The organism is Flavobacterium johnsoniae, from assembly GCF_030388325.1.
In the GTDB taxonomy this organism is placed as follows: Bacteria; Bacteroidota; Bacteroidia; order Flavobacteriales; family Flavobacteriaceae; genus Flavobacterium; species Flavobacterium johnsoniae_C.
Map to the genome: position 1 here is coordinate 2,829,229 of NZ_CP103794.1, position 15,150 is coordinate 2,844,378.

General features: G+C 33.3%; 15 protein-coding genes. 9 read left to right on the forward strand and 6 right to left on the reverse strand.

Annotated elements, in window-relative coordinates; all coding sequences use genetic code 11:
* Positions 1–41 precede the first annotated feature (41 nt).
* Positions 42–812: a nucleoside triphosphate pyrophosphohydrolase gene (mazG, locus tag NYQ10_RS12310; protein ID WP_289876624.1), complete on the forward strand. Its 771-nt coding sequence runs from the start codon at positions 42–44 to the stop codon at positions 810–812.
* On the opposite strand, the gene NYQ10_RS12315 is transcribed toward mazG, so the two are convergent.
* Positions 809–1,492 (reverse strand): Crp/Fnr family transcriptional regulator, encoded by a 684-nt coding sequence (locus tag NYQ10_RS12315; RefSeq protein WP_289876625.1) that lies wholly within the window; start codon positions 1,490–1,492, stop codon positions 809–811. The two genes, mazG and NYQ10_RS12315, sit on opposite strands and share 4 nt — an antisense overlap.
* A gap of 202 nt (positions 1,493–1,694) precedes the next feature.
* Between NYQ10_RS12315 and NYQ10_RS12320 the strand changes: the two genes are divergently transcribed.
* The 8 genes from NYQ10_RS12320 to NYQ10_RS12355 all read left to right on the forward strand — a co-directional run bounded on the left by NYQ10_RS12320 (position 1,695) and on the right by NYQ10_RS12355 (position 10,328).
* Positions 1,695–4,082, forward strand: coding sequence for a heavy metal translocating P-type ATPase (locus tag NYQ10_RS12320; protein WP_289876626.1), 2,388 nt, complete (start codon positions 1,695–1,697; stop codon positions 4,080–4,082).
* 114 nt (positions 4,083–4,196) lie between these two features.
* Positions 4,197–4,388 carry a cbb3-type cytochrome oxidase assembly protein CcoS gene (ccoS, locus tag NYQ10_RS12325; protein ID WP_091491194.1) on the forward strand — a complete coding sequence of 64 codons (192 nt, stop codon included), beginning with the start codon at positions 4,197–4,199 and terminating at the stop codon, positions 4,386–4,388.
* Positions 4,389–4,390: 2 nt separating this feature from the next.
* Positions 4,391–6,574, forward strand: a complete 2,184-nt coding sequence (gene ccoN / locus NYQ10_RS12330) for a cytochrome-c oxidase, cbb3-type subunit I (protein ID WP_289876628.1) — start codon at positions 4,391–4,393, stop codon at positions 6,572–6,574.
* A gap of 7 nt (positions 6,575–6,581) precedes the next feature.
* The gene (locus NYQ10_RS12335) at positions 6,582–6,776 is read left to right on the forward strand and encodes a CcoQ/FixQ family Cbb3-type cytochrome c oxidase assembly chaperone (protein ID WP_289876630.1); all 195 of its coding nucleotides are present in this window, start codon (positions 6,582–6,584) and stop codon (positions 6,774–6,776) included.
* Positions 6,777–6,778: 2 nt separating this feature from the next.
* On the forward strand, positions 6,779–7,720 hold the full coding sequence (locus tag NYQ10_RS12340; protein ID WP_289876631.1) for a cbb3-type cytochrome c oxidase N-terminal domain-containing protein: 942 nt from the start codon (positions 6,779–6,781) through the stop codon (positions 7,718–7,720).
* Between the two features lie 16 nt (positions 7,721–7,736).
* Positions 7,737–9,155 carry a cytochrome c oxidase accessory protein CcoG gene (gene ccoG / locus NYQ10_RS12345; RefSeq protein WP_289876633.1) on the forward strand — a complete coding sequence of 473 codons (1,419 nt, stop codon included), beginning with the start codon at positions 7,737–7,739 and terminating at the stop codon, positions 9,153–9,155.
* An 11-nt stretch (positions 9,156–9,166) separates the two neighbouring features.
* Complete coding sequence (locus tag NYQ10_RS12350) at positions 9,167–9,619, forward strand: FixH family protein (RefSeq protein WP_289876635.1); 453 nt, start codon at positions 9,167–9,169, stop codon at positions 9,617–9,619.
* 7 nt (positions 9,620–9,626) lie between these two features.
* Positions 9,627–10,328 carry a sulfite exporter TauE/SafE family protein gene (locus NYQ10_RS12355; RefSeq protein WP_289876636.1) on the forward strand — a complete coding sequence of 234 codons (702 nt, stop codon included), beginning with the start codon at positions 9,627–9,629 and terminating at the stop codon, positions 10,326–10,328.
* 17 nt (positions 10,329–10,345) lie between these two features.
* Here the strand turns inward: NYQ10_RS12355 and hemN are convergent, their stop codons facing one another.
* The 5 genes from hemN to NYQ10_RS12380 all read right to left on the reverse strand — a co-directional run bounded on the left by hemN (position 10,346) and on the right by NYQ10_RS12380 (position 15,030).
* Positions 10,346–11,710, reverse strand: coding sequence for an oxygen-independent coproporphyrinogen III oxidase (gene hemN / locus NYQ10_RS12360; RefSeq protein ID WP_289876637.1), 1,365 nt, complete (start codon positions 11,708–11,710; stop codon positions 10,346–10,348).
* Between the two features lie 120 nt (positions 11,711–11,830).
* Positions 11,831–12,307 (reverse strand): hypothetical protein, encoded by a 477-nt coding sequence (locus NYQ10_RS12365; protein ID WP_289876638.1) that lies wholly within the window; start codon positions 12,305–12,307, stop codon positions 11,831–11,833.
* Positions 12,308–12,403: 96 nt separating this feature from the next.
* A complete protein-coding gene (locus NYQ10_RS12370; RefSeq protein ID WP_289876639.1) occupies positions 12,404–12,751 on the reverse strand; it encodes a hypothetical protein in 348 nt (115 codons plus the stop codon).
* Positions 12,752–12,858: 107 nt separating this feature from the next.
* A complete protein-coding gene (locus NYQ10_RS12375; RefSeq protein ID WP_289876640.1) occupies positions 12,859–13,281 on the reverse strand; it encodes a DoxX family protein in 423 nt (140 codons plus the stop codon).
* A gap of 120 nt (positions 13,282–13,401) precedes the next feature.
* Positions 13,402–15,030: an acyl-CoA carboxylase subunit beta gene (locus tag NYQ10_RS12380; RefSeq protein WP_289876641.1), complete on the reverse strand. Its 1,629-nt coding sequence runs from the start codon at positions 15,028–15,030 to the stop codon at positions 13,402–13,404.
* Between the last annotated feature and the right edge of the window lie 120 nt (positions 15,031–15,150).

A 15,150-nucleotide genomic window follows, 5' to 3' on the forward strand; every position in this document is an offset into this window, starting at 1 on the left:
TTAATTTTACACAATCGAGTTTAAATCTAAAGAACTTCAAAATGAATAGACAAAATCAGTTAAAAGCGTTTGAAAGATTATTAAATATCATGGACGAACTTCGTGAACAATGTCCGTGGGATAAAAAGCAAACCCTACAGACATTGAGACATTTAACGATTGAAGAAACCTACGAATTAGGCGATGCTATTTTGGATAATGATTTAAATGAAGTTAAAAAAGAACTTGGAGATTTGTTGCTTCACATTGTTTTTTACGCTAAAATCGGTAGCGAAACCAGTGATTTTGATATTGCAGACGTTTGCAATGAAATCTGCGAAAAACTAATTCATCGCCATCCTCATATTTACGGAGATGTAAAAGTGGAGAATGAAGAAGAAGTAAAACAAAACTGGGAAAAGTTAAAACTAAAAGAAGGAAAAAAATCTGTTTTAGAAGGAGTTCCAAGAAGTCTTCCTGCATTGGTAAAAGCGAGCAGAATTCAAGATAAGGTAAAAGGTGTAGGTTTTGACTGGGAAGAACCTCATCAAGTTTGGGATAAAGTTCAAGAAGAATTACAAGAACTGCAAGAGGAAGTTCAATCTGGAAACCAAGATAAAATAGAAGATGAGTTCGGCGATGTATTATTCTCGATGATTAATTACGCTCGATTTTTAAATGTAAATCCAGAAGATGCTTTAGAAAGAACCAATAAAAAGTTTATTAAACGTTTTCAATATCTTGAAGGCAAAGCAGATGAATTAGGAAAACCACTAATGGATATGACACTCGCAGAAATGGATGTTTTCTGGAATGAAGCTAAAAAGCTTTAATTATCGGCTAATTTCTTTAAAGCGCGAACGTCTTTAAGCATAATTTTTTTTCCAACCAATTCAATTAAACCTAATTTATTAAAATCAGATAATAGACGAATACAGCTTTCTGTTGCCGTACCGATAATTCCAGCTAATTCTTCTCTGGTCAATTGCACTTTTAATGTTTTATCAGTGTCTTCACCAAATTCATCGTGTAAATGAAGCAAAGTTTCGGCAAGTCGCTGTTTAACTGTTTTTTGAACTAAAGCAATTTTCTCATTTTCAGATTCTTTCAAATCTTCGCAGACAGATTGCATCATATTCAAAGAAAACTGATTATTGCTGTTAAAGAAATTTATGATTTCTGTTTTCGGAATAAAACAAACTTCCATATCTGCAATTGCTTTTGCTGTCAAGTTTGCAGGCTCATTACTAATCATCGAGCGCTGTCCAAGAAGTTCACCAGATTTTACCAGTTTTACAATTTGATCTTTTCCGTTTGCGCTCAATTTAGAAAGTTTTCCAACGCCATCTTTTACACAAAAAACACCATTGGTAACTTCGCCTTCTTCAAAAAGCGCTTCACCTTTTTTAATTTTATAAGTGGTTTTGCTGTTTGCTAATTTTATAACTTCCTCTTTATTAAGTGCTTTTAAAGAGCTTAGCTGACGTACAATGCATTGATCACATTTATTCATGACAATAGTTGTTTGCTGCAAAAATAAGGATATTTAAGGTTTTGAAGCAGTATTACATGATAAAATTATAATAAAATAAGGCACATCTTAATTTGGACTCTTTTATTTTATTAAATTAGAATTCAATTTCAATAGAACATGACAATTATCATCTTAATAATTGTGCTTTAATTGGAAATTTGCGACAAATAAAAACAAGTTTATGAGGGAGCAAAGTTGTTTTCATTGTGGTTTATCTATTGAACAAAATGAAGAAATTGAGTTTGATGATAAGAAGTTTTGTTGTACAGGCTGTAAAACGGTTTACGAAATTTTCAGCGTTAATGACTTGACCTCTTATTATGATTTTGAAAAATCGCCTGGTGCCACGCCGCTTGACATCAAAGGCAAATACGACTTTTTAGAGAACGAATCGATACTTTCTAAAATTTTAGAATTTCAGGAAGGAAATACAGCAATTGTTTCTTTAAATATTCCACACATTCATTGCAGTTCTTGTATTTGGATTTTAGAAAATCTAAACCGTCTTCAGTCAGGAATCAGTATTTCTCAGGTTAATTTCCATGAAAAGAAAGTTCGAATTACGTTTAACTCAAATATAGTTTCTTTAAAAGAGATTGTTTATTTATTGAGTTCAATCGGCTATGAACCCTATATTAGTTTAGAAAATTATGGAAATGCAAAGGCAAAGGTTGACAGAAGTTTAACGTATAAGCTAGGAGTTGCTTTTTTCTGTTTTGGAAATATTATGCTGCTTTCATTTCCAGAATATTTCGAAATGAAAGAATTTTGGCTAGATAGTTACAAACCATTTTTTAGACTGCTTATTTTTCTTTTAGCATTACCAAGTTTTTTATATTCGGCGAGTGGTTATTATGTTTCTGCTTATCATAGCATTAAAACTAGAATGCTTAATATTGATATTCCAATTGCATTAGGAATTATTGTAATGTTTATTCGAAGCACTTACGATATGTTAATGGATCACGGACCTGGTTTTTTTGACAGTTTAGCCAGTTTAGTATTTTTCATGCTTCTTGGTAAAATGTTTCAGATTAAAACATATAGTTTTTTAAGTTTCGAAAGGGATTTTAAATCGTATTTTCCAATTGCTGTTACAAAAATAAATAAAGATACTTCAGAAGATAATGTTGCCATTTATGATGTTATAAAAGGCGATCGTTTATTGATTCGCAACCAAGAACTTATTCCAGTTGATGGAATATTGATAAGTGAAAATGCCGAAATTGATTATAGTTTTGTGACTGGAGAAGCTGTTCCGATTACTAAAAAATCTGGTGATAAGATTTTTGCAGGAGGAAAACAAATTGGAAAAGTCATAGAAATGGAAGTTTTGCATTCGGTTTCACAAAGTTATTTGACTCAATTATGGAGTAACGAGATTTTTCAGAAGAAAGTAGATCAAAAACACAAAACCATAACAGATGCGATAAGCCGTTATTTTACACCAATACTATTATTGATTGCCTTTGCTGGTTTTGGTTACTGGGTATCTATAGATGCAAATATTGCTTTTAATGTATTTACTGCGGTTTTAATTGTTGCTTGTCCTTGCGCGTTAGCATTAACGGCTCCATTTACTTTTGGTAATATTTTGAGAATTTTAGGAAAGAAGAAATTCTATCTGAAAAACGCCGTCGTGATAGAACAGCTGGCTAAAGTTGATACGATTGTTTTTGATAAAACGGGAACTATTACAACCAATAAAAAATCAAATATTCTTTACGAAGGAAATACTATTTCTGACGAGAATATCATTTTGATTAAGAATGTTTTACGAGGTTCAAATCATCCGTTAAGCCGCATGCTTTACGATTTTCTGCCAGAAACAAAACGCATTGCTGTAGAGAGTTTTCAAGAAATTACTGGAAAAGGAATTTTGGCTGTAATTGAAACTAAGGAAATTAAGATTGGTTCAGGTCAATTTGTACATGATATAGCTACAGATGGTTCGGAAATTGAGAAAACAGCTTTACATATTAAAATAGGAGGGATTTATTTTGGAAAATTTACTTTTCAAAATCAGTATCGTGAAGGTTTAGAAAAACTCTTTTCGACCTTGAGTAAAGATTATAAGATTAAAGTACTTTCAGGAGATAATGACGGTGAAAGGGCGAATTTAGAAGCGATTCTTCCTAAAGGCACTGAATTGATTTTCAACCAGAAACCTGAACAAAAACTCGAATTCATCAAAAAGCTTCAAGATCAAGGACAAAATGTAATGATGGTCGGCGATGGACTAAATGACGCTGGTGCATTAGCGCAAAGTAATGTTGGAATTTCTATTTCAGAGAATGTAAATGTGTTTTCTCCAGCATGTGATGCGATATTAGATGCTACAGAGTTTTCACGTTTAAATTATTTTTTAAAACTTTCAAAAAAAGCAATTTTTATCATTAAGATGAGCTTTACTTTATCATTGCTTTACAACGTTGTTGGGCTAGCGTTTGCAGTCACAGGAAACCTTCAGCCTTTGGTTGCGGCAATCATAATGCCATTGAGTACAATCACTATTGTAAGTTTTGTAACTTTTATGTCTAACTATTTCAGTAACAGAAATTTAGAATAGTTATAAATAATTCAAAAGATATTTTTTTTAATTTTATTATTCTTCTCTAAGCATGATAATTATCATATTTTAAACGCCGATTGCCTAGTAATTTTGTTAACATAAATTTACGGTATGAGTGTTATTTATCTTTTAATTTCAGTAAGTATTTTCGTGGCAATTTGTTTCTTCATTGCTTTCATTATTGCTGTCAAATCTGGCCAGTACGACGACGATTATACACCTTCTGTCAGAATTCTTTTTGACGATGAGACCAAAATTATTTCCCAAAATAATAATTCACCAATAGAAGAAAAACAAGTATAATTATGGAAATGGAACAGTTTTATTACGACAACAAAATTGTAAAAAAATTCATTTATGCCACAATACTCTTTGGAGTTGTGGGTATGTTAGTAGGGCTTACCTTGGCGGTAATGTACCTTTTTCCCAACATAACAGATGGGATTTCGTGGCTTAGTTACGGTCGTTTAAGACCATTACACACCAATGCCGTTATTTTTGCCTTTGTGGGTAACGCATTCTTTGCCGGAATGTATTATTCTATGCAGAGATTATTAAAAGCCAGAATGTTTAGTGATTTTTTAAGTAACCTTCATTTCTGGGGCTGGCAGTTAATTATTGTTGCTGCAGCGATTACACTTCCGTTAGGTTATACTTCTTCTAAAGAATATGCAGAGCTGGAGTGGCCAATTGATATTGCAATCGCTTTAATTTGGGTTGTAATGGGGATTAACATGATTGGTACAATGTTACGCCGTAGAGAGCGCCATCTATATGTAGCAATCTGGTTTTATCTTGCAACATTTGTAACAGTAGCGGTACTGCACATTTTTAACAATATCGAAATTCCAGTTTCGGCTTTAAAAAGTTATTCTGTTTACGCTGGTGTTCAAGATGCACTTGTACAATGGTGGTACGGACACAATGCGGTGGCATTTTTCCTTACAACTCCGTTTTTAGGATTAATGTATTATTTCGTTCCTAAAATTGCCAATAGACCTGTTTACTCATATAGATTATCTATTATTCACTTTTGGTCTTTAATCTTTATTTATATCTGGGCTGGGCCTCACCATTTATTATATTCTGCTTTGCCAAACTGGGCACAGAATTTAGGAGTTGCATTCTCAGTAATGTTAATTGCTCCATCTTGGGGAGGTATGATTAATGGACTTTTAACGCTGAGAGGTGCTTGGGATAAAGTTCGTGAAGAACCAGTTTTAAAATTCTTTGTAGTAGCAATTACAGGTTACGGAATGGCAACGTTTGAGGGACCAATGCTTTCTCTTAAAAATGTAAATGCTATCGCGCACTATACTGACTGGATCGTTGCTCACGTACACGTTGGAGCGTTGGCTTGGAATGGTTTTATGTCGTTTGCTATTATTTATTGGTTAATTCCTCGAATGACAAAAACCGATTTGTTCTCTAAGAAATTAGCAAACTTCCATTTCTGGATTGGAACTTTAGGTATTATCGTTTATACAATTCCATTATATGTAGCAGGTTTTCAACAAGCTTCTATGTGGAAACAGTTTAATCCAGACGGGACTTTAACTTATGGTAACTTCCTTGAAACCGTAACGGCTATTATGCCAATGTATTGGATGAGAGCTATCGGTGGTAGTTTATACTTAATTGGTATGCTGACATTGGTTTACAATATCATAATGACAGTTAAACAAGGTTCTCCAGTTGAAGACGAATTAGCTCAGGCTCCTGCTTTGCAAAGAATCAGCAGCGGAAGAGTGAGAGGGGAGAAATTCCACTCTTGGTTAGAAAGAAAACCAATTCAATTAACAATTTTAGCGACGATTGCTATTTTAATTGGAGGTGTCATTCAGATTGTACCAACGATTATGGTGAAATCAAATATTCCGACAATTTCGAGTGTAAAACCATACACACCTTTAGAATTAGAAGGGCGTGATTTATACATCAGAGAAGGTTGTGTAGGATGTCACTCTCAATCAGTTCGTCCATTCAGAAGTGAAGTTGAGCGTTATGGTGTTCAATCTAAAGCGGGTGAATTTGTTTACGACCATCCATTCTTATGGGGATCAAAACGTACAGGTCCTGATTTATTGAGAGTTGGAGGAAAATACAACGACAACTGGCACTTTAACCATATGTGGAATCCACAAAGTACGTCTGCAGGATCTATTATGCCAGGTTATAAATGGCTTTTTGATAATAAACCAATGGATATTTCATTGACGCAAAAGAAAATGCAGGCCATGATTTCATTAGGTGTCCCATATTCTCCAGCAGATGTTGCAAATGCACAAAGAACTTTAAGAGAACAGGCGGTTAAAATTGAAAAAAGCTTAGAAAGTGATCCTGATTTTGTGAAAAGTTATGAAGACAGCAAGAAAAAAGCTGTTGCAAAAGGAGAGAAATTCATTCCGATGAATGAAAGAGAAATCGTTGCTTTGATCGCTTATATTCAAAGACTTGGTACTGATATTAAAGTAAAAGAAACTAAATAACAGCATTATGTTCGAACAAATAAAACACAATATGGAAACAATATCGGGTGTAGAATTATACCCGATTATTTCCCTCTTGATTTTCTTCTTCTTCTTTGTAGGATTGGGCATTTGGGTATTCTCTTATAGAAAAGAAAAAATTCAGGAAATGAGTAATATACCTTTAGATGAAGGACTTAGTGTAATTACAAAAGAGATATAAAAATGAAAAAGTTTTTCCCAGTATATGTTAGATTACCGTTGATTTTTTTCATCGTATTTGGTTTGATGGAGTATTTTATTGACTCTGGAGATAAACCAGGGTTTGTAAAATTTCCGATGGTTTCCGTTTTCTTGTTTGTCTTCTTATTCATTTTAATTGCTATTGAAATTACGCTTAGCGCTGTAAACCGTGTTATGTATCAATTAATGACACCAGAAGAAAAAGCGAAAAAAGAATATGAAGAAAGTTTAAGCTTAAAAGAAAGCACATGGTTTAAAAACCTAATTCAAAGGCTAACGAAAACATCACCAATTGAAAAAGAAGGCGAACTTTTAATGGATCATGATTATGATGGAATTAAAGAACTTGACAACAATTTACCGCCTTGGTGGGTGTATTTGTTCTATATCTGTATCATTTTCGGTGTAATCTATGTTGTTCGTTACGATGTTCTTGGAGCTGACAATCAAGAAATGGAGTTGAAGAAAGAGATGGCTCAGGCAAAAATTGATGTTGAAGAATATCTAAAAACAGCACCAGATTTAATGGATGAAAAAACAGTTGTTCTACTTACCGATGAACCAAGTTTAGCAACCGGAAAAGAAATTTTTACAACAAACTGTGCGGCTTGCCACAGAGCAGATGGAGGGGGACAAATTGGACCAAACTTAACAGATGACCGCTGGATTTTAGGAGGAGGAATTAAAAATCTATTCCACACCATTACAAACGGAGGTAGAGACGGTAAAGGTATGATTTCGTGGAAAGGAACTCTTAAACCAAAAGAAATTCAGAAGGTTGCCAGTTATATTTTGTCTTTACAAGGAAGTAATCCGAAAGATCCAAAAGAACCAGAAGGAGAGGTTTGGGTAGATGAAAGCGCTCCAATAAACGATGCAACAGCTGTTGCTCCGAAAACAGATACCACACAAGTTAAAAAATAATTAGAATACAAATATCATGTCAAATTTACCAGACGAAGCGTTTAGAGATACCATCGGAACTATAGATGAAGGTGGTAAACGGAAATTTATTTTCCCTAAAAAACCGTCTGGTAAATTTTATGATTATAGAAAGATTGTCAGTTACGTTTTACTCGCAATTTTATTCATAAATCCGTTTATAAAAGTAAACGGAAACCAGTTTATGATGTTCAATATTTTAGAACGTCGTTTTAATATTTTTGGATTTCCTTTTTGGCCGCAGGATTTTTATCTTTTTGTGATTTCAATGCTTATCGGTGTTGTTTTCATACTTTTATTTACGGTTGTTTTTGGAAGGATTTTTTGCGGCTGGATTTGCCCGCAAACCATTTTTCTTGAGCTGGTTTTTCGTCGTATCGAATATTGGATTGATGGAGATCGCGGTGCGCAAACTCGTTTGGCAAGGCAAGAATGGAATGCAGAAAAAATTAGAAAAAGGTTCGTAAAATGGACTATTTTCTTTTTAATTTCTTTCCTTATTGCAAATGTCTTTTTAGCATATTTAGTTGGAAGCGACAAATTGTTTTTAATGATAGAACAAGGTCCAATTTCGCAGGCAAGTAATTTTATTGCACTTCTTATTTTTACAGGCGTTTTTTACTTCGTTTTTGTTTGGTTTCGCGAACAGGTTTGTATTATTGCCTGTCCGTACGGGAGATTGCAAGGAGTTCTTTTAGATAATAAATCGATTAATGTGGCTTATGATTTTGTGCGAGGAGAAAAAGAAGAAGGGCGTGCAAAATTCAAAAAAAATGAAGATCGAGCTTTAACAGGAAAAGGAGATTGTATAGACTGTCTTCAGTGTGTTCATGTATGTCCGATGGGAATTGACATCAGAAACGGAACACAATTAGAATGTACAAATTGTACAGCTTGTATCGATGAATGCGATCATATTATGGAATCTGTTGGATTACCAAAAGGTCTTATTCGATATGCTTCTGAAGACGAAATTGCTAAAAAAGAACCTTTCAAGTTTACAGCAAGAATGAAAGGGTATTCTGCAGTTCTCTTCATCTTACTAAGCATTTTTGTCGGAATGCTATTTTTAAGAACAGATGTTCAAGCAGTTGTTTTACGTTTACCTGGGCAGTTATTTCAGCATAATGGAGATAAAATCAGTAATGTTTACACTTATAAAATTGTAAACAAAACAATGAAAGATTACAATGATATTCATTTTGGATTGATCGATCAAAAGGGAACAATTAAAAATGTTGGGAAACAGCATTTTAAAGTTGCTAAAGAAGGAATTTCTCAAGGAACATTATTTATAGAAATCAATGAAGTTCTCTTAGAAAGCGATAAAACAAAAGTCAAAATAGGAGTTTATAATGGTTCTGAACTCATAGAAACTACAACAACAAATTTCTTAGGACCACGCAGTTTTAATTAAAATATATTATTATGAAAATTAATTGGGGAACAGGAATAGTCATTGCATTCGGATTGTTTATGACATTTATTTTATATTTTGTTTTTGAAGTGCAATCAAATTCTAAATACGATAATGATTTGGTTGTCGAAGAATATTATAAACATGACACGCACTTTCAGGAAGAAATGGCGAGAATTCAAAATGCGCATGATTTACAGCATAAACCGTCAATAAAATATACAGAGAATAACGGTGTATCCGTAACTTTTCCTGCTGGATTCGAAAGCGAAAAAGTAAAAGGAAATATTTTGTTATACAGACCTTCAAATAAAAAGTTTGATTTTAATACTCAGATAGCTTTGACCAATTCTTCATTGATAATTCCGCAGAAAAAACTAATTAAAGGACGCTGGGATGTTAATATGGAATGGCAGTACGAAGGCAAAAAATATTTAACTAAAGAAGTGATTTACGTAAACTAATCTCAAAATGTTATTCTCAGCATTCTTTTTAGGTCTTATCAGTAGTCTGCATTGCGTTGGAATGTGCGGACCAATTGCTATGATGCTTCCTGTAGACAGGCAAAATGAAGCAAAAAAGATAACGCAGATCATGACATATCATTTCGGTCGTTTGGCGGCTTACGCTACAATCGGATTAATTTTTGGATTATTAGGAAGAGGCTTTTTTCTTGCCGGATTACAGCAAAAAATGTCCATAATAATTGGTATAATTATGATTGTTGTGGTTTTAATTCCAGAGAAGAGATTTGCGAATTATAATTTTTCAAAACCTGTTTACAAAATCATTTCAAAAATCAAATCAAATTTAGGAAGCCAGTTTAAAAACAAAAGTTATAAATCTCTTTTTACAATTGGTTTGTTAAATGGCTTTTTACCATGCGGAATGGTTTACGTTGCTTTATTTGGAGCAATTGCAATGCAGAGCGCTAGTTTTGGTGTTCTTTATATGCTTTTATTTGGAATAGGAACGATACCGTTGATGACAGTTGTAGTTTATGTGAATTCATTGCTAAAATTGCCTTTCAGAAACAAAATCCAAAAGGCAATTCCGTATGTAGCTGTAATTATTGGAGTCTTATTTATTCTCAGAGGATTAGGACTTGGAATTCCTTATGTTTCACCATCTAATATGAGTTTATTTGTGCAACAGACTCCAAATTGTCATTAAAAATATATCTTACTTAATTATACAGTCATCGAAAACAGATTTGTTTCCGGTGACTTTCTTTTTAGATGCAAGTCAAAAGCCATGCAGATGTTACGTACAAAAGGTCTTCCTTCTTCTGTAATTTTAATTGAATTTTCTTCAATGACAATTAAACCATCATTTTCTATTTCTTTTAAAGCAATTAAAACTTCAGGAAGTTCTTGAAAATTTAGATATTCTTTTGTCCAAGAAGTTTCTAGTTCACAAGTTAAATTCAAAATATGTTTTCTGATAATTAAATCTTCTTTATTTAAAATATGCCCTTTTACGACAGGAAGTTTATCCCATTCTAATAATTGATAATAATCTTCTAGATTTTTAGTGTTTTGAGCAAAACTATACCAGCTGTCACTGATGGAAGAAACTCCCAAACCAATCATAACTTGTGTTTTAGAAGCACTATATCCCATAAAATTTCTGTGTAAATTACCATTATGAGCTGCTTTAAATAAACTATCTGTTTCTAAAGCAAAATGATCCATTCCTATTTCATGATAACCATTTTGTGAAAGCAGTTTTTTCCCTATTTCATAAAGCTGTCTTTTTTCGGCATCTTTCGGAAGATTTTCTTCATTAAAACCGCGTTGTCCGTTGCCCTTTATCCAAGGTACATGAGCATAGCTGTAAAAAGCTAATCGATCTGGTTTTAAAGAATTTGTTTTTTCAACTGTATCAATAACATCTTCAATAGTTTGAAATGGAAGTCCGAAAATAATATCGTGACCAATAGAAGTATAACCAATTTCTTTTGCCCAAAAAGTCACTTTGGCAACATTATGAAACGGCTGAATTCTATTAATAGCTTTTTGAACAGTAGCAGAATAATCCTGAACACCAAAACTTACTCGGCGAAAGCCCAAATCATATAATTTTTTTAGCTGTTCGTGAGTCGTATTATTTGGATGTCCTTCAAAACTAAATTCATGATTTTCTGCTTTTACAGCATAGCTGAAAATTCCAGTGATCAGCAATTCCAGATTTTCTTTAGAAAAGAAAGTTGGAGTTCCTCCGCCTAAATGTATTTCTTTAATAATAGGTTTTTCTGGAAGTATTTTGCAATATAAATGCCATTCTTTTAAAAGCGCTTTAATATAAGTTTCTTCAACAGAATGGTTTTTAGTAATGCGTTTATTGCATCCGCAAAAGGTACACATGCTTTCGCAGAAAGGCAGATGAATGTATAAACTAATTCCGTTTTTTGAATTGCTTTCTGAGAATGATTTTTGCAAAGAAGTGATCCATTTTTCAGTTGTGAAATCAGCTTCATTCCAATACGGAACTGTCGGATAGCTTGTATATCTTGGGCCTGGAACATTGTACTTTTGTGTCAAAGAGATTTTCATAATGACGGATTTAGTTTACATCAAAATTAAAACTTCAACGACGGAGATAAAATGACAAATATCATGTAAAGGGCAAAAAAAAGAGGCTCAAATTTGAGCCTCTTTAGTTGAATTAAATAACTAACGTGAAATAGAATCTTGGATGATTTTAAGCCATTTTTTTGCAAACTGATGATCTTGATAGACACTAATCTGTTTGATGCGGTCGTCATCAAAATCATAGAATGGAATTATTATCTTTTTAGATGTTTCTTTGTCCTGAAATTCGAAATCAATTTTAATAATGGTATTCGAATGTGCGTCTGTAGTTGGAATTAATTTACATGAATCAATTGTATTTAAATCAACATAAATTGATTCTTGCTGATTTGGATTGAAATTCATCAGAATGAATTTATTATTTTTTTGATCCAGTGTTAATGTTTTATTGTTGATCGATTCTGTCAAATCAAAACTTTCTGGATTAGAAGGATTAAATCTCTTTTTAATATTTAAAATTCTCGATTTACTTGCAGCGCTTGAACGTGCAGAAAAATATACTGGAATTGCGACAATAATTAAAATCACAATCCCCATAATGGTTGTTGTAGTTTCCATAATGTTTTAATGAAATAAATAAATGATATACACCGGCTTTTCGTTAGAAAGCGGTTATAGTTTGAAGAATAATCTTCGTCTAAAATCAAATTTTATTTACCAGAAAAAATGGAAAGCATAAAGTATGACTGAAACTTTTTTACTTTGAGTAGTAAATAGTTTTGTGTATGCTGAAGTAGATGTAATTGTTTGATGTTGTGGGATAAGAGGTAGAAAAGAATCTAAACACTTTAATATCCCAGATGAAGTGGTTTTGATATTCGCTGCAAACTGATAACTTCCTTGCGGCTGTATAAATGCAGATGAATCTCCAATTTCTTTGCAGAAATTAGAATCCGTTTTTTGTGTCTCATTTATGTGCACAGAGGCTGTGTCTGCCTGATAAGCAAACAAACCTGCAATCAAAAGTGCAATAAATACAACGGTTTTACGAATCCAATTCATTTCGGCGAATTTAAGTCATAAAACACAATTAATGAAATTTTATAGAATTAATTAACACTCAAAAAAAATCCTCAGTATTTTATTTAAAAAACTGAGGATTTAAGATGTTATTGTTGCATTTTAAAATAGTAATCTGCAGAATGTTTGCCACTTCCGTAAAAGAGGAAGAAAATACAGATAAATAAAACGACTAAAGCTAAAACTAAACTTTCAGAGTGCATTTTTCCCATAAAGTTTACGAGAACTGCACCAAATAAAATAGGCAATTGAGCCGCGATTGCCCAACGTGTCAATAGCCCGAAAATAATCATTATACCACCAATCATATGAGCAGGAGCAATGTAATGCAGCATAAACATTCCTCCTCCAAATTTATCAATAGGGGAAATTAAATCATGCAGGTATTGAATATTGGTGACAAACGAGACACCTTTCATAAATAAAAATCCACCCAAAACAATACGTACTAAATCAACTGGTAAATAAGTGTGCGAATTCGCCCATTTATTCAAACTTTTTACATTTTCCATGATGCTGTGTGATTAAAAATTATATACTAAGTTACTAATTTTTAATGATATGTGTATTTTAAATAGCTTTAAAATGAGTTTTTTGCTTTTTATTTAACGTATTGTTGAGAATTCTTAATTCTAAACTTGAATTACACCCAGATTAAATGGTTTTTGAATAGGAGCGTGGTTGGCAGCTTCGATTCCCATTGAGATCCAGGTTCTGGTATCTAAAGGATCGATTATGGCATCTGTCCACAATCTAGAAGCTGCATAATAAGGCGAAGTTTGTTCGTCGTAACGTCCTTTTATTTTATTGAAAAGTTCCGTTTCTTTTTCTTCATCAACTATTTCTCCTTTCGCTTTAAGCGAAGAAGCTTCAATTTGTGCTAAAACTTTTGCAGCTTGAGTTCCGCCCATAACAGCCAATTCAGCGCTTGGCCACGCAAAAATTAATCTCGGATCATAAGCTTTTCCGCACATGGCATAATTTCCTGCTCCGTAAGAATTTCCGACAATAACCGTAAATTTAGGTACAACAGAATTACTCACCGCATTTACCATTTTGGCACCATCTTTAATAATGCCGCCATGTTCCGATTTTGAGCCGACCATAAAACCAGTTACATCTTGAAGAAAAACTAATGGAATTTTTTTCTGATTGCAATTTGCTATAAAACGAGTTGCTTTATCTGCGCTATCAGAATAAATTACGCCTCCAAATTGCATTTCGCCTTTTTTGGTTTTGACCACTTTTCTTTGATTGGCAACAATTCCAACTGCCCAACCGTCAATTCTGGCATAACCCGTAATAAGAGATTGTCCGTAGCCGTCTTTGTAAGCTTCAAATTCTGAATTATCAACCAAACGTTTAATGATTTCCATCATATCGTATTGTTCGGTTCTTGCTTTCGGAAGAATTCCGTAAATATCATTTGGCTCTAAAGCAGGTTTTTCTGATTTGATTCGGCTGTAACCTGCTTTATCAAAATCACCAATTTTATCTACAATATTTTTGATTTTATCTAAAGCGTCTTTGTCGTCTTTCGCTTTATAATCGGTTACACCTGAAATTTCACAATGCGTTGTAGCGCCGCCAAGAGTTTCGTTATCGATAGTTTCGCCAATCGCTGCTTTTACCAAATAACTTCCCGCAAGAAAAATACTTCCTGTCTTGTCAACGATTAAAGCTTCGTCACTCATAATCGGAAGATAAGCACCGCCAGCAACACAGCTTCCCATAACGGCAGCAATTTGCGTAATTCCCATACTGCTCATTTGCGCATTATTTCTAAAAATACGTCCAAAATGTTCTTTATCTGGAAAAATCTCATCTTGCATTGGCAGATAAACTCCTGCGCTGTCTACAAGATAAATAATAGGAAGTCGGTTTTCCATTGCGATTTCTTGCGCGCGAAGGTTTTTCTTTCCCGTGATTGGAAACCAAGCTCCAGCCTTTACAGTAGCGTCATTGGCAACTACAATGCATTGTTTTCCTTTAATATATCCGATTTTTACAACAACGCCTCCAGATGGACAACCGCCGTGTTCTGGATACATTCCTTCTCCAGCAAAACCTCCAATTTCAAGACTTTTAGAATTTTCATCCAATAAATAAGCAATTCTTTCGCGAGCCGTCATTTTGCCTTCAGAATGCAGTTTTTCGATTCGTTTTTCGCCACCGCCTAATTTTACTTTGGCAAATTTTTGTTTTAATTCTGAAAGAAGCAGTTTATTGTGATCTTCGTTTTTATTGAAGTTTAAATCCATGATATAGTATTGATTTTACAAAATAGTGTTGGCTAATTTACAAAATCGATTGAAATAAACCGATTGCTTTGTGATGAACTTAGTTGCTGTTTTTATTTAAACACATAGAATTTATAATTT